Consider the following 18,843-nt stretch of genomic DNA (forward strand, 5'->3'; position numbering starts at 1 on the left):
GCCGTCTGTCCGCACACGTACCGAAACAGGAAACCGGCCGGGCACCTTCTCGGTGCCCGGCCGGTCGCCAAGTCTCAGATCTCGCCCCGCAGTTTGGCGAGCGCCTCCGCGAGGATCGCCTCGCCGTCCGCGTCGCTGCGCCGCTCGCGCACATACGCCAGGTGCGTCTTGTACGGCTCGGTGCGCGGCGGGTCCGGCGGGTTGTCCCGGTCCTGACCGGCCGGGAAGCCGCAGCGGGGGCAGTCCCACGTATCGGGGACCTGCGCGTCGCTGGCGAAGCTCGGCTGCGTCTCGTGCCCGTTGGAGCACCAGAAGGAGATGCGCAGTCGCGGCGCGGACTCACCGCGCTCGGCCTCGCCCATCGGCCCCGCCCCGACCCGACTTCCTCGGATCGCGTTGCCACTTGCCACGGTCGTAACTCCCTGCGTGATGGTGCTGCTGCGGGCGCCTCAGTTTACGTAAGGCCCAACGCGCGTCCAGTGTTGGGAGTTACACCCCACCCCCGGACGCAAGCCCCATGATAAGCCGCACACGCGGACTCGCACCGGACAAGCGACCAGTGGCTGACGCTAGTTGTTCGCCTTCATGAGCAGACCCAGCGCGACAATGCACGCGAACCACAGCAGACCGACCACGACCGTGATGCGGTCGAGGTTGCGCTCCGCGACGGAGGAGCCGCCGACGGACGACTGCATGCCGCCGCCGAACATGTCGGAAAGGCCGCCGCCCTTGCCCTTGTGCATCAGCACCAGCAGCATCATCAGAGCGCTGAAGACGATGAGGGCGATCGAGAACCCCATAACCACGGCTGGACCAACTTCCTCGGATCTGAATCGACGGCGGGGGCCGGAAGCACGCAGCCCCCGGCCCCCGCCAGGGTACCCCTCCGCGACTGGACCGCCGCTACCGCGTACTCACTGGTCGCCGAAGCGGACGATCTTGACGAACTCGTCCGCGTCGAGCGCGGCGCCGCCCACCAGGGCGCCGTCGACGTCCGGCTGGGCCATGATCGCGGCGACGTTCCCGGACTTCACCGAGCCGCCGTACTGGATGCGCACCTTGTCGGCCAGCTCCTGGGAGTACAGCTCGGCGAGGCGGCCGCGGATCGCGCCGCAGACCTCCTGCGCGTCCTCGGGGGTCGCGACCTCGCCGGTGCCGATCGCCCAGACGGGCTCGTAGGCGATCACGATGGACTCGGCCTGCTCGGCCGGGATGTCCTTGAGGCCGCCGTCGACCTGGTTCAGCGTGTACTGGACCTGCTGGCCGGCCTTGCGGATGTCCAGGCCCTCACCGACGCAGAGGATCGGGGTCAGGCCGTGCTGGTAGGCGGCCTTCACCTTGGCGTTGCAGAGCTGGTCGGTCTCGTTGTGGTACTGGCGGCGCTCGGAGTGGCCCACGGCGACGTAGGTGCACTTCAGCTTGGCCAGCATCGAGCCCGAGATCTCGCCGGTGTAGGCACCGGAGTCGTGCGCCGAGATGTCCTGGGCGCCGTACTTGATCTGGAGCTTGTCGCCGTCGACCAGGGTCTGCACGGAGCGCAGGTCGGTGAAGGGCGGCAGGACGGCGACCTCGCAGGCCTCGTAGTCCTTGTCCGCCAGGGCGAAGGCGAGCTTCTGGACGTGGGCGATGGCCTCCAGGTGGTTGAGGTTCATCTTCCAGTTGCCCGCCATCAGCGGGGTACGCGTACTCATCAGGTGTCAGTTCTCCAGTGCCGCGAGGCCGGGGAGCGTCTTGCCCTCGAGGTATTCGAGGGAGGCGCCGCCGCCGGTGGAAATGTGGCCGAATGCGTTCTCGTCGAAGCCCAGGGTCCGCACGGCGGCGGCGCTGTCGCCACCGCCGACGACCGTGAAGGCCGAGGTGTCGAGGAGCGCCTGGGCGACCGCCTTGGTGCCCTCGGCGTAGTCGGGGTGCTCGAAGACGCCCATCGGACCGTTCCAGAAGACGGTGGCCGCGTCGGCGAGCTTCGAGGCGTAGAGCTTACGGGTCTCGGGGCCGATGTCGAGACCCTCCTGGTCGGCCGGGATGGCGTCGGCGGCGACCGTGGTGGGGTTGGCCGGGGCCTTGGTCTTCAGGTCCGGGAAGTCCGGCGAGACCAGCACGTCGACGGGGAGGACGAACTCGACGCCCTTGGCCTCGGCGCGCTTCATGTACTCCTTGACCGCCGGGATCTGGTCCTCCTGGAGGAGGGAGATGCCGACCTCGTGGCCGAGGGCCTTGAGGAAGGTGTAGGCCATGCCGCCGCCGATGAGGATGCGGTCGGCCTTCTCCAGGAGGTGGTCGATCACGCCGAGCTTGTCGGAGACCTTGGCGCCGCCGAGGACGACGGCATAGGGCCGCTTGACGTCGTCGGTGAGCTTCTTCAGGACGCCGACCTCGGTGGCGATGAGGTGGCCGGCGTAGTGCGGCAGCTTGGCCGGAAGGTCGTACACGGAGGCGTGCTTGCGGTGCACGGCGCCGAAGCCGTCACCCACGTACACGTCGGCGAGGGCGGCCAGCTGCTCGGCGAACTCGGCGCGCTCGGCGTCGTCCTTGCTCGTCTCGCCCGCGTTGAAGCGGAGGTTCTCGATGACGGCGACCTGGCCGGGCTCCAGCCCGCCGACCGTGTCGTGCGCGGCGGTGCCCACGGTGTCCTCGGCGAACGCGACGGTCGCGCCGAGGAGTTCCCCGAGCCGCTCGGCTGCGGGGCGCAGCGAGAAGGCGGGGTCGGGGGCGCCCTTGGGGCGGCCGAGGTGCGAGGCCACGACGACCTTGGCGCCCGCTTCGGCGAGGGCCTTGACGGTCGGCAGGACGGCGCGGATGCGGCCGTCGTCGGTGATGGTGCCGTCGGCGAGCGGCACGTTGAGGTCGGCGCGGACGAAGACCCGCTTGCCGTTGACCCCTTCGGCGAGAAGTGCGTCGATCGTCTTCACTACTGGACTCCTTGGGAGGGCTGACGCGCAACAGGGCCCGTCCGGCGCGGCGGTGCGCGGGACAGGCCCTGTGCTCACATCGAGATGCCTGCTCTGGATATTAGAGCTGACCGCCGACGAAGACCGTGAGGTCGACCAGACGGTTGGAGTAGCCCCACTCGTTGTCGTACCAGCCGAGGATCTTCACCGACTTGCCGTCCTGGACCATCGTCATCGACGAGTCGAAGGTGCAGGAGGCCGGGTCGCTGACGATGTCCGAGGACACGATCGGGTCCTCGGTGTAGAACAGGTAGCCCTTCAGGTCGCCGTCGTCGGCGGCCTTCTTGAACGCGGCGTTGACCTCGTCCTTGGTGACCTCGCGGGAGACCTCGACGACCAGGTCGGTGGCCGAGCCGGTCGGGACCGGGACGCGCATCGCGATGCCGTCGAGCTTGCCCTTGAGCTGGGGCAGGACCAGGGCGGTGGCCTTGGCGGCACCCGTCGTGGTCGGGATGATGTTCTCGGCGGCGGCGCGGGCGCGGCGCAGGTCCTTGTGCGGGAAGTCCAGGATGCGCTGGTCGTTGGTGTACGCGTGGACCGTGGTCATCAGGCCCTTGACGATGCCGAAGTTCTCGTCGAGAACCTTCGCCATCGGCGCCACGCAGTTGGTGGTGCAAGAGGCGTTGGAGATGACGTGGTGGTTGGCCGCGTCGTACTTGTCCTGGTTGACGCCCATCACGATGGTGATGTCCTCGTCCTTGGCCGGAGCCGAGATGAGGACCTTCTTGGCGCCGCCGGCGATGTGCTTCTCGGCGTCGGCCTTCTTCGTGAAGATGCCCGTGGACTCGATCACGATGTCGACGCCGAGGTCGCCCCACGGGATGTCGGCGGGGTTGCGCTCGGACAGCACCTTGATGGTGTGGCCGTCGACGGTGATGGTGTCCTCGGTGTGCGACACCTCGGCCTTGAGGCGGCCCAGGATGGTGTCGTACTTCAGAAGGTGCGCGGTGGTCGCGGTGTCACCCAGGTCGTTGACAGCCACGACTTCGATGTCCGCACCCTGCTCCAGCAGCGCGCGGAAGTAGTTGCGACCGATGCGGCCAAAGCCGTTGATGCCTACGCGGATCGTCACGAAACCGATCTCCTCGTTGGTACGCCGGTTTTGCACGCCGGCGAGTTGTATGGGATGTCCCCGACCGCTTCCGACCCTACCTCTCTGAAGCCGCTGAGGTGACATTGAGAGGGCCCTGAAGCGACTCGGTGGCTCGTACCCCTCAGTAGCGGCACCAACCACCGGGTCCTTGGTCCCGAATATGGGCGTCAGCTGCGCAGATGTGCCAGGGAGGCGCCCATAAGAGCGGCCCGCTCGGCCTTTCCGGGGACGTGTTCGAAGCCGAACCCGAGCAGCACGCTGTCACGCGCTGTGACCGACGCGTGGGCTCGGTAGAGCTCCCCGGTCCGCGCCCAGTCGCCTGTGGTATGGGGGCTCCCGGCCGGGGGCGCCGCGACGGCCCAGGAGCCGAGCGAGGTCTCGAACCCCTCGGTCTCCTTGACGTCACCGCCGAGGACCAGCCGGGCGTCGTCGGCGAAGAGGCCGCGTCCGCCGCTGGAGGGGTCGGTGACCGAGCTGAGGGAGATCTCGACCTTCTTGCCCGCGTAGGCGCTCAGGTCGAAGGCGACGCTCTTCCAGCCGCCGGAGGAGCCCGTGAAGCTGTTCCAGGACCCGCTGGTGCCGGTGGCCGTGCAGCCGTCCGCGCCTTGTGTCAGGTAGTGGCGCAGGAAGGGGTGGCCGTTGAGGAGGAACCCGGCCGCGCACTCGGCGGGCACGGTGGCCGCGCTGTGGCCGTTCTTGTCGGGCAGCGTCGTCCAGTCGTCGGCGCCCGGGGTGTGGGCTTCGAGCAGCCCGTGGTCGTAACCGGACTCCAGGCTCCAGTTGAGCGCGAGCCGCAGCTCCGGCTTGTCGGCGGCCGGGACGCCGGTCAGGTCGAAGGTGCGGGTGAGCCGCTTGTAGTCCCGGTCGGCGTGGGTGGCGGAGGCCATGCCCTGGCCCGCGAAGGGGGCGTAGGGGTTGGCCGTGCCGGGGTAGGAGCCCGCGGCGGCGCTCTTGAACCGCGGGAACTGCTGGGCGGGCAGGTTGTCGGAGGTGACGGTGAAGCGTCCGGCCTTGTCGAGCGGGTTGCCGTCGGCGTCACCGAGCGGGGTCTTCACCCCCTTGAGCGCGCCGCTGCCCTCGAAGGCCTTGGCGCCGGTCGCGGAGAGCCGTTCGTACGCCCCCAGGTAGTACTGCGCGAAGTCGTCGGTGCGGGCCTCCCCCAGGTCGACGGCGCCGCCGGTCCGCTCGCCGGACTCGATGAGCTTGCCGCCCTCGTTGAGGTAGGCGCGCAGGGCCAGTTGGGTGGGGGCGCCGGGGACGGCGTCGCCCGTGTGGTGCACGACGGCGGAGAAGTGCGACAGGACGCCGAGCGGGTGCGGGACGCCTCGCTCGGCCACGTCCCAGACGGCCGCCGAGCGTCCGTTGGCCTTCAGGGCGTCGACGTACTTCTGGGTCTGGGCGGCCGTGGCGCCTTCCTCGGCGACGACGAGCGTGCTCGCCCTCGGCCGTTCGGCGACGGTGTACGTGAAGTGCTCGCTCTGGGTACGGCCCTTCTTGGTGCGGCCGGTGAACCACACCTCGACCTTGTCACCCACGCGCGCGCCCTCGACCCCGGCGCGGTACTGGTCGAAGTGGAGGTTGTCCTCACCGCCGTAGGTCTCGCCGCCCTTCCAGGCCCTGAGGTCCTCGTGGTGGGTGCGGCCGCCGTTGATCCGGTAGTTCAGCTCCTTGTCGCGCACCGACTTGCGGGCGGTGACGGCGACTTCCTGATCGCCCCCGCGTGCGTACGAGGCGGAGAAGGCGTCCGGGGTGAAGTTGGGGGCCTCGACGCCGGTGACGGAGACCGGCTTGTCGGGGTGGAGGGCGGTCTCGGCCACGGCCAGCGCGAACGGTACGTTCTTCTCGAACTCCTGCTGGATCAGCTTCTCGTCGTCGGGGAAGGTGAAGATCGACGCGCAGTCCTGCGGCCGCCAGGCGTCGTCGGGGTCGACGTTCGAGGCGGTCTGGCAGGTGGACATCTCCGGCGTGAACATCGCGATGCCGTTGATGTTGCCCGCGTGGCCGTCGGCCTCGCCGTTGGTGGTGTACAGCTCGGAGGAGACCTGCGGATGGTAGCCGGGGATCGCGGGCTTCTCGGGGGTGCCGGCGAGCGCCTTGTAGAGCACGTCGTCCGGGGTGTTCGTGGCGACCTGCCAGCCCACTCCGTAGAGGATCAGTTCGCCCGCGGAGTGGTAGTTGATGCCGTACTGGAAACCGATGCGCTTCTGGAAGCGGTCGAGCGCCTTGGTCTCCGGCTCGGACATCGGCCCGGTGCCGCGGTAGGTCTCGGAGGAGGCGTCGGGGGACGAGCCTTCGTTGTCGTAGCCCCACTTGTAGGCGAAGTTGCGGTTGAGGTCGACGCCGTCGCCCGTCCCGGTCTCGCCGTCGCCGTTGATGTCGCGGAGGTTCTTGCGCCACTGGCGCTCGCCGTCGGCGGCGTGGGTGAAGTCGTAGCCGTCGGGGTTGGCGGAGAGCACGAACCACAGCTCGGTGGAGTCCACGAGCCTGGTGATGCGCTTGTCCTTGCCGTAGTTGTCCAGGTAGTGGTGCATCAGGCGGCGGGTCATCTCGGGGGTGATCCACTCGCGCGCGTGCTGGTTGGCGAGGTGGAGCGTGGCGGGCTTGGCGCCGTCCCGGGTCTTCTTCGCGTTCTTGGAGAGCTTCAGGGCGAGGATGTCCTTGCCCTGGACGGTCTTGCCGATGGAGACGACCTTGGTGAGGCCGGGGTGGGCCTGCCCGGTCCTGACGATCTCTTCCTTGAGGCCGCCCTTGCCGCTGTAGGGCCGGTAGACCCCGTCCCCGGCGGCCCGGATCTTCCGCTGCGCCGCCTCGGAGATCGTGTGCTCGCGCAGTGCGATGCCCTGGCGCTCGACGGCCTCGGCCTGGTCCTCGGTCAGATACAGCTCGACCGGGCCGGCGCCGCGTCCGTGGGCTTGGCCCGCCAGTTCGTGGGCGTCCTGCCCTGCCTTGACCAGGATGGGTATCTGTTTCTCGGTGACGTCGGCCTGGTAGACCTTCACGGCCGCCGGGTCGTCGGCGGTTGGGGCCCTCGCCGGTCCGCTCGCCTGGGCGTGCGGTGCGGCGGCCAGGCCGCCGATGAGCAGTGCGCTCGCGGCGAGGATCGATCTCGCGCTCGCTCTTCGTCTCATGAGCCCCCCTTGCGGTGGTCCGGCACGGGTGTGCGGATTGCACAGACATGCGGGAGCCAGGCTCGTGACAGTGCATGATCATGTCAATACGGCGGGTGAGGGCGCGCGGGTCGGAGGACGGGGCGCGGGTCCGGTGAAGGGGTGCTGGTCCGGTGATGGTGTGCTGCGGGGTGGGCGCGGGAAAGCCGCCGGCGCCCGGGGGTCGCCGACGGCTTTCAGGCACGTACGGGAGCTCAGACCGCCATGTTGTCGGCGAGTTCCTCGGTCAGATTGGACTCCGTGCCGGGGATGCCCAGGTCCTGCGCCCGCTTGTCGGCCATGGCGAGCAGGCGGCGGATGCGGCCCGCGACGGCGTCCTTGGTCAGCGGCGGGTCGGCGAGCGCGCCCAGCTCCTCCAGGGAGGCCTGCTTGTGCTCCATGCGCAGCCGTCCGGCCGCCGCGAGGTGCTCGGGGACCTCGTCGCCGAGGATCTCCAGGGCGCGCTGGACCCGAGCGCCGGCGGCGACGGCCGCGCGGGCCGAGCGGCGCAGGTTCGCGTCGTCGAAGTTGGCGAGGCGGTTGGCGGTGGCGCGCACCTCGCGCCGCATCCGCCGCTCCTCCCAGGCGAGCACCGACTCATGGGCCCCGAGGCGGGTGAGCAGGGCGCCGATCGCGTCCCCGTCGCGTACGACGACCCGGTCCACGCCCCGGACCTCGCGCGCCTTGCTCGCGATCTGGAGTCTGCGCGCGGCGCCGACCAGGGCGAGCGCGGCCTCCGGCCCGGGGCAGGTGACCTCCAGGGACGACGAGCGGCCCGGCTCGGTGAGCGAGCCGTGCGCGAGGAACGCCCCGCGCCAGGCGGCCTCGGCGTCGCAGGTGGCCCCCGAGACCACCTGCGGCGGCAGACCGCGGATGGGACGGCCGCGGCCGTCCACCAGGCCCGTCTGGCGGGCGAGCTGATCGCCGCCCGCGACCACCCGGACGACGTAACGCGAGCCGCGCCGCAGTCCGCCGGGGGCCATCACGATCAGCTCCGAGCCGTGCCCGAAGATCTCCAGGATGTCCCGCTTGAGGCGGCGCGCCGCCATCGCGGTGTCCAGCTCCGCCTCGATCACGATGCGGCCGCTCACCAGGTGAAGGCCGCCCGCGAACCGCAGGATCGCCGAGACCTCTGCCTTCCTGCAGCAGGTCCGGGTGACGGGGAGCCGGGAGATCTCGTCCTTCACCGCTGCCGTCATCGCCATGGGCCGATCCTTCCATGCATCCGAAAAATACGGTCGTACGCGGCTGCCAGGAGCTCCGGATCGTGCCTCGGAGTTCCGTCGGGCCGGGCCACCGGCGCCAGCTCGACCGTGGCACCGAGCCGCTTCGCGGCATCGGTCAGTGACTCACGGTCGGGCACGGCGGCCTCGTCGGCCAGCACCACGTCCAGGGCGAGTTTAGGGGCGTGTCGGGCCAAAACCTCCAAATGACGCTGCGGAGAGAAGCCATCGGTTTCTCCCGGTTGCGGCGCGAGGTTGAGCGGGAGGACCTTGCGGGCCTTCGTCTCGGTGAGCGCGTCGAGCAGTTCGGGGACCAGCAGGTGCGGGATCACCGAGGAGAACCAGGAGCCGGGGCCGAGGACCACCCAGTCCGCGTCGAGGACGGCGGCGACCGCCTCGGGGACGGCCGGCGGGTCGTGCGGCACGACGTGCACGGACTGGACCTCGCCGGGGGTGAGGGCCACCGTGGCCTGGCCGCGGACGGTGTCCACGTCGTCGGGGCGGGCCGGGTCGTGGCCCTTGACCAGGGCCTGCAGCTCCAGCGGCACCGCCGACATGGGCAGCACGCGGCCCTGCGCGCCGAGCAGCCGGCCCACCAGGTCCAGGGCCTGGACGTGGTCGCCGAGCTGCTCCCACAGGGCGACGATCAGCAGATTGCCGACCGCGTGCTCGTGCAGGTCGCCGCGGGACTGGAAGCGGTGCTGGATGACGCGGGCCCAGGTCTGGCCCCAGTCGTCGTCGCCGCAGAGCGCGGCGAGCGCCTTGCGGAGGTCGCCGGGGGGCAGCACCCCCAGCTCGTCGCGGAGGCGCCCGCTGGAGCCGCCGTCGTCGGCGACGGTGACGACGGCGGTGAGGTCACCGGCCCCGGTGATGCGGCGCAGCGCGGCGAGCGAGGCGGACAGGCCCATGCCTCCACCGAGCGCGACCACCTTCGGCTGGGCCCCCCGCTTGCGGCCCAGCCGGCTCAGGCGGACGGTCCGGCGGCTCGGCTTCACTCGCGCCCCATGTCCCGGTGGACGAGGACGGTCTCCACGCCCTCGGACGCCAGGCGCGCCGCGAGCTTCTCCGACATGGCCACCGAGCGGTGCTTGCCGCCCGTGCAGCCGACCGCGATCGTCACATACCGCTTGCCCTCGCGGCGGTAGCCCGCGGCGATGAGCTGGAGCAGCTCGGCGTAGCGGTCGAGGAACTCCTTGGCGCCGGGCTGGTTGAAGACGTACGCGGCCACCTCTTCGTTGAGGCCGGTGTACTGGCGCAGCTCCGGGACCCAGTGCGGGTTCGGCAGGAAGCGCATGTCCACGACGAGGTCGGCGTCGACCGGCAGGCCGTACTTGAAGCCGAAGGACATGACGGTGGCCCGCAGCTCGGGCTCCTCCTCGCCCGCGAACTGGGCGTCCATCTTGGCGCGCAGCTCGTGGACGTTCAGGCTGGAGGTGTCGATGACCAGGTCGGCGTCGCCGCGCAGCTCGCGCAGCAGGTCGCGCTCGGCCGCGATGCCGTCGACGATGCGGCCGTCGCCCTGGAGGGGGTGCGGGCGGCGGACCGACTCGAAGCGGCGGACCAGGGCCTCGTCGGAGGACTCCAGGAAGACGATGCGCCGCGTGACGTTCTTGGACTCCAGCTCGGCGAGGGACTCGCGGAGGTTGTCGAAGAAGCGCCGGCCGCGTACGTCGACGACGACCGCGATGCGGGCGACGTTGCCCTGCGAGCGGGCGCCGAGCTCCACCATGGTGGGGATCAGCGCGGGCGGCAGGTTGTCGACCACGAACCAGCCGAGGTCCTCCAGGCACTTGGCCGCCGTACTGCGTCCGGCGCCCGACATGCCGGAGATGATCACCAGCTCCGGGATCGCCGCTTCGGGGACTCCTGGCGTCTCGATCGGCGTGCCCGCGCTCACTTGCTCTCCACCTTCGTCGTGCTCGCTCATGTCTCCTGCCCCCGTCGTTCCTCTGAGGCACCCGCGGTCACGGGCTCCTCGCCTGCACTGCCGGAGGAACCCGCGGTCACGGATTCCTCGCCCTCACCGCCGGGGCTGCCCACCGGGGCGGGTTCCTCGACTCCACTGTCCGGAGTGCCCGCCGAGGTGGGCTCCTCGGACTCGCTGCCGGGGGCGCCCGCCGAAGTGGGCTCCTCGACCTCGCTGCCGGGGAGCGCCGCCATCACGGGCTCCTCGGACGCACTGCCCGAGGTGCCCGCCGAAGTGGGCTCCTCGACCGCACCGCCGAGGGACCCCACCGTCACGGGTTCCTCGGCCGCGCTGTCCGAGGCACCCGCCGCGGTGGGCTCCTCGTCTTCCATGATCTCTCCGGTGGCCATGTTCACCGCGGGGCCCGCGGGTACCGCGCCGGCCAGGGCCGCCACGATGACCTCGGCCGTTTTGCGGCCTATTCCGGGCACCTCGCAGATCTGATCGATTGTCGCGGATCGCAGCCGCTTCACCGAACCGAAGTGTTTGATCAGCGTCCGCTTGCGGGCGTCGCCGAGGCCCGGCACGTCGTCCAGCGGCCCCGCCTTGAAGCGCTTGGCGCGCTTGCTGCGCTGGTAGGTGATGGCAAAGCGGTGCGCCTCGTCCCGTACGCGCTGGAGGAGGTAGAGCCCCTCACTGGTGCGCGGCAGGATGACCGGGTCGTCCTCGCCGGGGACCCAGACCTCCTCCAGACGCTTGGCCAGGCCGCAGACCGCGATGTCGTCGATGCCCAGCTCGTCCAGGGCGCGCTGGGCGGCCGCGACCTGCGGCTGGCCGCCGTCGACGACGACGAGCTGAGGCGGGTAGGCGAACCGCTTGGGGCGGCCGTCCTCCTCGAGAAGGCCGCTCGCGGGGACCTCGCCGTTCGCCCCGCCGTTCACCTCGGCCGTGTCCGTACCGGCATCCGTGCCGGTGCCCTCCTGTGCCCACTCCCCCGTCTTCTCCTTGTCGGAGATGTAGCGCTTGAAGCGGCGAGTGATCACCTCGTGCATGGAGCGGACGTCGTCCTGCCCCTCGAAGCCCTTGATCTGGAAGCGGCGGTACTCGCTCTTGCGGGCGAGGCCGTCCTCGAAGACGACCATCGACGCCACCACGTCGTCGCCCTGGAGGTGCGAGACGTCGTAGCACTCGATGCGCAAGGGGGCGCTGTCCAGCTCCAGGGCGGCGGCGATCTCCTCCAGGGCACGGGAGCGGGTGGTCAGATCGGAGGCCCGCTTGGTCTTGTGCAGCACGAGGGACTGCTGGGCGTTGCGCGCGACGGTCTCCATCAGGGCCTTTTTGTCGCCGCGCTGCGGGATGCGCAGCGAGACGTTCGCCCCGCGGCGCTCGGTCAGCCACTCCTGGACCGGCTCCAGCGGGTCGGGCAGGGCGGGGACGAGCACCTCCTTGGGTACGGCGTCGCCGCTCTCCTCGCCGTAGAGCTGCTGGAGCGCGTGTTCGACGAGGTCGCCGCTGGTGACCGCCTCGACCTTGTCGGTGACCCAGCCGCGCTGGCCGCGCACGCGTCCGCCGCGGACGTGGAAGATCTGGACGGCGGCCTCCAGCTCGTCCTCGGCGAGGGCGATGAGGTCGGCGTCGGTGGCGTCGGCGAGGACGACGGCGCTCTTCTCCATCGCCTTCCTGAGGGCGTCTATGTCGTCGCGCAGGCGCGCCGCGCGCTCGTACTCCATCTCCTCGGCCGCGTCCGTCATCTGCCGCTCCAGGCGGCGGATGTACGTCCCCGTGCGGCCCGCCATGAAGTCGCAGAAGTCCTCGGCGAGTTGGCGGTGGTCCTCGGGGGTGACGCGCTCCACACAGGGCGCCGAGCACTTGCCGATGTACCCCAGCAGGCAGGGGCGGCCGGTGCGGGTGGCGTTCTTGAACACGCCCGCGGAGCAGGTGCGCACCGGGAAGGCGCGCAGGAGCAGGTCGACGGTGTCGCGGATCGCCCACGCGTGGCCGTACGGCCCGAAGTAGCGCACGCCCTTCTTCTTGTGGCCGCGCATCACCTGCACGCGCGGGAACTTCTCGTTCATCGTCACCGCGAGGTACGGATAGCTCTTGTCGTCGCGGTACTTGACGTTGAACCGGGGGTCGAACTCCTTGATCCAGGAGTACTCCAGCTGGAGCGCCTCGACCTCGTTGTTCACCACCGTCCACTCGACGGAGGCGGCGGTCGTCACCATGGAGCGGGTGCGGGGGTGGAGGTTGGCCAGGTCCTGGAAGTAGCTGGCCAGGCGCTGGCGCAGGCTTTTGGCCTTCCCGACGTAGATCACCCGGCGGTGCTCGTCGCGGAATTTGTAGACCCCCGGGGCGTCGGGGATCTGTCCCGGCTTGGGGCGGTAGCTGGAAGGGTCGGCCATGTCGGACAGCCTACTGGCGTGCACTGACAGACCGGGGGCCGCCGGCGGGGGCGGCCGGACGTACGGAATCGGCGGCCGCCGCCGGGGCCCGGGCGACGTACGGAAACGGCGGCCGCCACCCGGCCCGGGCGACGTACCGAAACGGCGGCCGGGGTGCCGGCCGCCGTTCCTCCCGATCAGCCTTGGTGCCGGGCCCGGCGGCGCCTCACCAGCGCCGCCCCGGACAGGCCGAGGGCAGCCAGGGCACCCGCGCCGGCCAGCGAGGAGGCGACGGTGACGGCACCGCCCTGATCCTGCCCTTGACCGGAGGGCTGCCCGGGCCTCGGTGCGTCGTATCCGCCCGCCTTGCCCGACTTCTCGTACGCGGAGCCCGGCAGCTTGTCGCCGTACGCCTTCTGGACGCGTTCGCGGTAGGCGGCGAGCGAGGTCCCTTCGGCGCCCACCGCGCGGACCGCGTCCTTGTCCAGGGGCAGCACGCGCGCGTGGCCCTGCACGTACCAGGCGTTGATCTGCGGCTCGTGGAAGACGGTGCCGCCGGGCAGCTTCTCGGCGCCCACGCGCGCGTACCGGGTCTCGTCGTCACCTGTGGCGATATTCACGACCTGCCACGAACCGGCCCGCTCGACGGTCCAGAGGGAGGCCTTCTGGCCGTCGGAGGAGACCGCCTTGCTGGCGAGGAACTCCAGGCGGGCCACCGGCGCGCCCTTCTTGCCCGCGACGAACTCCGGGGAGAGGTAATACACGGGCACGGCCTTGCCCTTGATGCTCGGGTTCGCGGCGGCCTTGGAGACGGCTCCCTCGCGGGCGAAGAAGCGGGAGAGCGTGTCGAGGGTCTTCGGCGCCTGCGCGGCCTTGTGCGCGGCGGCGCGGGAGGCCGCCGTGGGGGCCGCGGGGCCCGAGTCGGTGGAGCCGGTGGAGTCGGCGGAGGCGGCCGGGGCCGCGAGCCCCAGCGACAGGGCGACGGCCGAACCGGCGAGCGCGGCCCTGACCAGAGGGCGGGACAGGTGACGGGTCATCGCGCTCACGCCCCGATCCGGTAGAGCGAGTGGGTCCAGGAGAAGGTGTTGTTGTCGACGTACCAGGCGTGCGAGGCCCAGTTGTAGCGGTCGCTGGAAGGCCACGGGTCGCCCCAGTAGACCCAGCTGTTGGCGTCGTCGTAGCCGTACAGGACGTGCATGTGGCCGCCGCCGTTGGACCACTGGATCCGGGTCTCCACCGGGCGCCCGGCGTCGACCTCCGCCTTCACCGTGGGATAGCGGAGCCAGCCGGTGACGTACGAGCCGGGGTTGATGCCCGCCCAGCGCAGGCCGTTCTGGACGTTGCCGAGGGTGGCCTGGTTGTTGGGGCACTCGGTGTTCTGGTTGCGCCCGAAGGCGGCGTTGCAGAACTGGTTCTGGCTGTAGTTGCGGCCCATGAAGGCCGCGATGGTGTTGCCGCCGGCCGCCCAGCACCAGTTGGTCTTCTGCTGCGCCTGCATGGTGATGTTCAGGCGCCTGGCGGCGAGCGCGGAGACGCCGTCGGCGGTGGCGCTCGCCGTGTGGGCGGCGGGCGCGGTGGTGGTGACGGGGGCGGGAGCGAGGGCGGGGGCCGCTGTGGCCGTAGCCGTGGCCGTGGCCGTCGGTACGGCGAAGAGCGCTGCCGTGACGACGGCGAGCGCGGCCAGGCGGCTACGTCTGCCTGTGCCTCTGTTCCTGCGGATCGGTGGGCGCATAGCGGTCCTCCCGAGCGGGGTGTGGGGTGTGGAGGAGCGCGTCCGGACGCTGCGATTGAGCATCGAGTGTTGTCGGGTGCAGGTCAACACGCTTCAATGCGGAATTACCTGGGCCGTGAACGGCAGGCGTACGGAAGTGAACAAGCGCCGTACGCCCACCTGGCGACCCGCTCCGACCGGCACGAACGCCGGGGCGGCTGGAGTGAACGTTCACAGGAGGGTCCGCATGCGGAACGGCACACGGTTCGCGAAAGGCGAGCCTGGGGTGGACGTGGCGGGGAGGGTGGGGGGACGGTCGGGGGACTCGGCGGGGGCGGCGGATGCGGCGGGTTCTGCGGGGGCGACCGACTCGGCGGGGGCGACCGACTCGGCGGGTCTTGCCGGGGCGACGCGTCCTACAAGTTCTGCGGCTTATACGAGGGCGGCCGACTCGGCGGGTTCTGCCTGCTCGCCCTGTCCTGCGAGGTTGGTGGGCTCTGCCGGGTCGACGCGTCCTGCACGGTTGGCGGACTCTACGGGGGCGGCGGACTCGGCGGGCTCTACGGGGTCGGCGGGGTCGGCGGACTCGGCGGGTCCTGCGGGTCCTGCGGGGGCGACGCGTCCTGCGGGGGCGGCGGGTTCTGCTGGCTCGGCGGGTTCTGCAAGTTCTGCAGCTTCTGCGAGGTCGGCGGGGTCGGTGCACATGGCTGGTTGTGCGAGGCCGGTGGGTTCTGCCGGGTCGACGCGCCCTGCGAGTTCTGCGGCTTATACGGGGTCGGTCGACTCGGTGAGTTCTGCCGGATCGACGCGTTCTGCGAGGTCGGCGGACTCGGCGGGTTCTGCAGGGTCAGCGGGGTCGGCCGACTCGCCAAGTCCTGCCGAGTCGCCGCGCCCCGCGAGTTCTGCGGCGTCTGCAAGGTCGGCGGACTCGGCGGTTTCTGCCGAGTCGACGCGTCCTGCAAGGTCTACCGACTCGGCGGGTTCCGCGAGGTCTGCAGGGTCGGCCGACTCGGCGGGTTCTGCGAGGTGGGCGGCCTCTACGGCGTCGGCCGACTCGGCGGGTTCCGCGAGGTCTGCAGGGGTGGCCGACTCGGCGGACCTGGCGGCCGCCCTCCGCACCGGCCCCTTCCACCTCGCGCTGCGCACCGCCATCGCCGCCCGGCGGCTCCCGCTCCAGCGGGTGCGGCACCACCTCGCCCAGTACGGCATCAACGTCGGCGTGACCAGCCTGAGTTACTGGCAGCAGGGCGCCCGGCGCCCCCAGCGTGCCGAGTCACTGCGTGCCGTCCGCGCGCTGGAGGAGATCCTTCAGCTGCCCGAGGAGTCGCTGATCCGGCTCCTGGCCCACCCGGCCGAGCACGCCGACACCGAACGGCCGACCGCCCGTTCGTACCGCTCCCTCGTCGAGGCCTCCGACGTACTGCGTGCGCTCCTTGTCGAGCTGGGCTCCCCGGTCGACGGCGGACTGCACACCATCGGCCACCACGAACGGGTGTGGATCGGCGCGCGGCGCGAGCTGGTGGGCCGGGAGTCACAGCACGCCGTGCGCGCCCACCGGGACGGCGTGGACCGCTACGTCGCCATCTACCACGGTGACCCCGGCTGCGCCCCCGCCCGGGTGCGGGTGCGGGCCCTGGAGAACTGCCGCACGGGCCGCGTGCGGTGGCACGAGGGGGCGGGCGTCCTCGTCGCGGAGCTGCTCTTCGACACGCGGCTGCGGGCGGGCGAAACCCACCTGTTCGCGTACGGCTTCGAGGACGGCACGGCGGGCACGGCCACCGAGTACGTGCGCGGCTTCACCTACGCGGGCGGCCAGTACGCCCTCCAGATCCGCTTCGACGACCGTGCCCTGCCCGTACGCTGCCACCGTTTCGCCCAGCAGTCGGCCGCGGGCCCGCGCGGCGGGCGCCAGGAGCTGACGCTGAGCGGCAGCCACCGTTCGGTGCACCTGGTAGAGCCGCAGGTACGGGCGGGGCTGCTGGGGATCGCGTGGGACTGGGAGTGAGGACCGGCCGGTGGGTCAGGCCTCCGGACCCGCGATGATCTTGCCGTTCTCCACCTTCACCGGCAGCTCGGCCAGCGGCTTGACGGCCGGCTCCTTCAGCACCTTGCCGTTGGTGGCGTCGAACTGACTGCCGTGGCACTGGCAGATCAGCTTGCGCCCCGCCAGCTTCTCGATGGGACAGCGGGCGTGGGTGCAGATCGTGCTGTACGCCGTGTACTCGTCGTCGGCGATCCGGGTCACGACCACGTTGTGGTCGGTGTACAGCTTCGAGGCGCCCACCTTCACGTCGTCGGCCTTCCCGAGGTCCACCGGCGCGGTCGGCGCCGACCGGTTCGACCCGCCGTCGCCCGAGGAGCAGGCGGTGAGCCCGAGCCCGACGGCCGGGGCGAGGGCGGCGGCCCGCAGCACGGTGCGGCGGGCGGGGGGCGTGCCGGGCATGGTGTCTCCACAGGTCAGGGGCGTCGGTGACGGGTCCGACCCTACCGGCGCCACGCGCCGCGACCGGGTGCGGCGCGGGCGTGCCCGAGTGGTGCCCGCTTCCGGTCGGCGGGGCCCGCACGGCCTAGCCTGTGCGGGACGCCGGGTCCGCGCGGCCCGCGCCGAGCCCAGCCGAGCCGAGCCGAAGCAGCGCCGGAGAGGAACCGCCGTGATAGTCGTCGCAGGAGAGGCCCTGATCGACCTCGTGCCGCAGGAGACGGCCGGGGGCGCCGCGGCGGGGCTGCCGGTGCTCGCGCCGCGCCTCGGCGGGGGCCCGTACAACACGGCCGTGGCGCTCGGCCGTCTCGGCTCCCCCGTCGCCTTCTGCTCGCGCGTCTCGCGGGACGCGTTCGGCGAGGCACTGCTCGGTGGGTTGCGAGCGGCCGGTGTCGACGTCTCGTACGTCGAGCGGGGCCCCGAGCCGACGACGCTCGCCGTGGCGTCCATCGGCGCGGACGGCTCGGCCGCGTACTCGTTCTACGTCGAGGGCACGGCCGACCGGCTCTTCAGCGCCCCCGAACACCTGCCCGAGGGCGTACGGGCCATGTCGTTCGGCACCTGCTCGCTCGTCCTGGAGCCGGGTGCGAGCGCGTACGAGGACCTGTTGCGCCGGGCGGCCGCACGCGGGGTCTTCACGGCGCTCGACCCCAACGTCCGAGCGATGCTGATCCCCGACGCCGACGCCTACCGCGCGCGGTTCAAGAGCTGGCTCCCGTCGGTCTCGCTGCTCAAGCTCTCGCGGGAGGACGCCGACTGGCTCGGCGGCACCCCGCGGGAGTGGCTGGCGGCCGGCCCCTCGGCGGTGGTGGTCACACACGGCGGCGACGGCCTCACCCTCTACACCGGGGACGGTACGGAGCTGCGCGTGCCCGGTGAACCGGTCGACGTGGTGGACACGATCGGCGCGGGCGACACCGTCAACGCGGCCCTCCTCCACGGCCTGGCGGCACGGGACGCGCTCTCGGCGGAGGCGTTGGCCGCCCTGGACGAGGACGGCTGGACGGCCGTCCTCCGCTTCGCGGCACGCGCGGCGGCGATCACCTGCTCACGGGCGGGGGCCGAGCCTCCGTACGCGGTGGAACTCGGGCGGCCTTGAGGGCGGGGCGTTCCCTCAGCGGCCCGGGAACGCCCCGTGCCGCCCCGCTCCCGCGGCGAACCGGGCCGCCCCGTCGGCCGCCTCGCTCCCCTCGGTCAGGGAACGCAGTCCGTGCCGCAGTTCGCCCGCCATCGCCTCCTGTTCGGACAGGCCGCCCTGTTCGAGGAGGGAGAGCCGGTCCTCGCGCAGGCAGGTCTGCGGGAACGCGGCGATCTCGGCGGCCAGCCGCTCGGCCGCGGCACGCGCGCCACCCGGGGGCACCACGCGGTTGACCAGGCCCATGCCGAGCGCCTCCGCCGCGTCCACCGGTCGGCCCGTGAGGACCAGGTCCATGGCGCGGCTCTCACCGATCAGCCGGGGCAGCCGCACCGTCCCGCCGTCGATGAGCGGCACGCCCCAGCGGCGGCAGAAGACGCCGAGGACGGCACCCTCCTCGGCGACCCGCAGGTCGCACCAGAGCGCGAGTTCGAGGCCCCCCGCGACGGCGTGACCGGAGATCGCCGCGATCACCGGCTTCGAAAGACGCATCCGGGTGGGGCCCATGGGCCCGTCGCCGTCCGGCGTCACGTCATTGCCTTCAGGGGTACCGATGGCCTTGAGGTCCGCGCCCGCGCAGAAGGTGCCACCCTCACCCCACAGAACGGCGACGGACGCCTCGGCATCGGCGTCGAAGGCACGGAAGGCGTCAGCGAGGGCACGCGCCGTGGGCCCGTCCACGGCGTTCCGCGCGGCGGGCCGGGACAGCACGACGGTGGTGACGGGGCCTGCGCGTTCAACACGTACGGACATGGGGCCAGCCGACCATGAGCGGAGACGCCCGACAAGAGGGGAGGGACGTGGCAGGGGGACTGACAGGG

The 18,843-nt window shown here is 71.5% G+C and carries 16 protein-coding genes; 2 read left to right on the forward strand and 14 right to left on the reverse strand.

Annotation, left to right across the window (positions count from 1 at the left end; translation table 11 throughout):
• Positions 1–74: 74 nt before the first annotated feature.
• From J2N69_RS08070 to J2N69_RS08125, 12 genes are all read right to left on the reverse strand, one after another.
• Entirely contained in the window at positions 75–410 is a 336-nt protein-coding gene (locus tag J2N69_RS08070) for an RNA polymerase-binding protein RbpA (RefSeq protein ID WP_003957010.1), read from the reverse strand.
• 159 nt (positions 411–569) lie between these two features.
• Positions 570–800, reverse strand: a complete 231-nt coding sequence (gene secG, locus J2N69_RS08075) for a preprotein translocase subunit SecG (RefSeq protein ID WP_030784160.1) — start codon at positions 798–800, stop codon at positions 570–572.
• A gap of 114 nt (positions 801–914) precedes the next feature.
• Complete coding sequence (gene tpiA / locus J2N69_RS08080; protein ID WP_230900122.1) at positions 915–1,691, reverse strand: triose-phosphate isomerase; 777 nt, start codon at positions 1,689–1,691, stop codon at positions 915–917.
• A gap of 6 nt (positions 1,692–1,697) precedes the next feature.
• Positions 1,698–2,909 (reverse strand): phosphoglycerate kinase, encoded by a 1,212-nt coding sequence (locus tag J2N69_RS08085; RefSeq protein ID WP_230900123.1) that lies wholly within the window; start codon positions 2,907–2,909, stop codon positions 1,698–1,700.
• 100 nt (positions 2,910–3,009) lie between these two features.
• Positions 3,010–4,020, reverse strand: a complete 1,011-nt coding sequence (gene gap / locus J2N69_RS08090; protein WP_127910306.1) for a type I glyceraldehyde-3-phosphate dehydrogenase — start codon at positions 4,018–4,020, stop codon at positions 3,010–3,012.
• 188 nt (positions 4,021–4,208) lie between these two features.
• Positions 4,209–7,169, reverse strand: coding sequence for a M14 family metallopeptidase (locus tag J2N69_RS08095; RefSeq protein WP_230900124.1), 2,961 nt, complete (start codon positions 7,167–7,169; stop codon positions 4,209–4,211).
• Between the two features lie 233 nt (positions 7,170–7,402).
• Positions 7,403–8,392 carry a DNA-binding protein WhiA gene (gene whiA, locus J2N69_RS08100; protein ID WP_230900125.1) on the reverse strand — a complete coding sequence of 330 codons (990 nt, stop codon included), beginning with the start codon at positions 8,390–8,392 and terminating at the stop codon, positions 7,403–7,405.
• Complete coding sequence (locus J2N69_RS08105; protein ID WP_230900126.1) at positions 8,383–9,405, reverse strand: gluconeogenesis factor YvcK family protein; 1,023 nt, start codon at positions 9,403–9,405, stop codon at positions 8,383–8,385. Before J2N69_RS08105 ends, whiA begins: the two co-directional genes overlap by 10 nt.
• The gene (gene rapZ / locus J2N69_RS08110) at positions 9,402–10,337 is read right to left on the reverse strand and encodes an RNase adapter RapZ (protein ID WP_127910305.1); all 936 of its coding nucleotides are present in this window, start codon (positions 10,335–10,337) and stop codon (positions 9,402–9,404) included. The genes J2N69_RS08105 and rapZ overlap by 4 nt, the downstream gene beginning before the upstream one ends.
• Positions 10,334–12,718 (reverse strand): excinuclease ABC subunit UvrC, encoded by a 2,385-nt coding sequence (gene uvrC, locus J2N69_RS08115; protein ID WP_230900127.1) that lies wholly within the window; start codon positions 12,716–12,718, stop codon positions 10,334–10,336. Before uvrC ends, rapZ begins: the two co-directional genes overlap by 4 nt.
• A gap of 176 nt (positions 12,719–12,894) precedes the next feature.
• Positions 12,895–13,734 carry a hypothetical protein gene (locus tag J2N69_RS08120; protein WP_408056881.1) on the reverse strand — a complete coding sequence of 280 codons (840 nt, stop codon included), beginning with the start codon at positions 13,732–13,734 and terminating at the stop codon, positions 12,895–12,897.
• A 5-nt stretch (positions 13,735–13,739) separates the two neighbouring features.
• Positions 13,740–14,429 carry a papain-like cysteine protease family protein gene (locus J2N69_RS08125; protein WP_230900129.1) on the reverse strand — a complete coding sequence of 230 codons (690 nt, stop codon included), beginning with the start codon at positions 14,427–14,429 and terminating at the stop codon, positions 13,740–13,742.
• 1,060 nt (positions 14,430–15,489) lie between these two features.
• On the opposite strand from J2N69_RS08125, the gene J2N69_RS08130 reads away from it, so the two are divergent.
• On the forward strand, positions 15,490–16,413 hold the full coding sequence (locus tag J2N69_RS08130; RefSeq protein WP_230900130.1) for a hypothetical protein: 924 nt from the start codon (positions 15,490–15,492) through the stop codon (positions 16,411–16,413).
• 15 nt (positions 16,414–16,428) lie between these two features.
• Here J2N69_RS08130 and J2N69_RS08135 read toward each other — a convergent pair whose 3' ends face one another.
• Positions 16,429–16,851, reverse strand: coding sequence for a Rieske (2Fe-2S) protein (locus tag J2N69_RS08135; protein WP_230900131.1), 423 nt, complete (start codon positions 16,849–16,851; stop codon positions 16,429–16,431).
• A 208-nt stretch (positions 16,852–17,059) separates the two neighbouring features.
• On the opposite strand from J2N69_RS08135, the gene J2N69_RS08140 reads away from it, so the two are divergent.
• Positions 17,060–17,986 carry a carbohydrate kinase family protein gene (locus J2N69_RS08140; RefSeq protein WP_230900132.1) on the forward strand — a complete coding sequence of 309 codons (927 nt, stop codon included), beginning with the start codon at positions 17,060–17,062 and terminating at the stop codon, positions 17,984–17,986.
• Between the two features lie 15 nt (positions 17,987–18,001).
• Here the strand turns inward: J2N69_RS08140 and J2N69_RS08145 are convergent, their stop codons facing one another.
• Positions 18,002–18,775, reverse strand: coding sequence for a crotonase/enoyl-CoA hydratase family protein (locus J2N69_RS08145; RefSeq protein WP_230900133.1), 774 nt, complete (start codon positions 18,773–18,775; stop codon positions 18,002–18,004).
• Positions 18,776–18,843 lie beyond the last annotated feature (68 nt).

Origin of the sequence: Streptomyces huasconensis (assembly GCF_021028635.1) — a bacterium.
GTDB lineage: Bacteria > Actinomycetota > Actinomycetes > Streptomycetales > Streptomycetaceae > Streptomyces > Streptomyces huasconensis.

What these genes read in the sequence shown, in the direction of transcription:
- J2N69_RS08145 (WP_230900133.1), bottom strand. Translation starts at nt 18,775, where the DNA reads ATGTCCGTACGTGTTGAACGCGCAGGCCCCGTCACCACCGTCGTGCTG.
- J2N69_RS08120 (WP_408056881.1), bottom strand. Translation starts at nt 13,734, where the DNA reads ATGACCCGTCACCTGTCCCGCCCTCTGGTCAGGGCCGCGCTCGCCGGT.
- secG (WP_030784160.1), bottom strand. Translation starts at nt 800, where the DNA reads ATGGGGTTCTCGATCGCCCTCATCGTCTTCAGCGCTCTGATGATGCTG.
- tpiA (WP_230900122.1), bottom strand. Translation starts at nt 1,691, where the DNA reads ATGAGTACGCGTACCCCGCTGATGGCGGGCAACTGGAAGATGAACCTC.
- whiA (WP_230900125.1), bottom strand. Translation starts at nt 8,392, where the DNA reads ATGGCGATGACGGCAGCGGTGAAGGACGAGATCTCCCGGCTCCCCGTC.
- uvrC (WP_230900127.1), bottom strand. Translation starts at nt 12,718, where the DNA reads ATGGCCGACCCTTCCAGCTACCGCCCCAAGCCGGGACAGATCCCCGAC.
- rapZ (WP_127910305.1), bottom strand. Translation starts at nt 10,337, where the DNA reads ATGAGCGAGCACGACGAAGGTGGAGAGCAAGTGAGCGCGGGCACGCCG.
- J2N69_RS08095 (WP_230900124.1), bottom strand. Translation starts at nt 7,169, where the DNA reads ATGAGACGAAGAGCGAGCGCGAGATCGATCCTCGCCGCGAGCGCACTG.
- J2N69_RS08125 (WP_230900129.1), bottom strand. Translation starts at nt 14,429, where the DNA reads ATGCGCCCACCGATCCGCAGGAACAGAGGCACAGGCAGACGTAGCCGC.
- J2N69_RS08135 (WP_230900131.1), bottom strand. Translation starts at nt 16,851, where the DNA reads ATGCCCGGCACGCCCCCCGCCCGCCGCACCGTGCTGCGGGCCGCCGCC.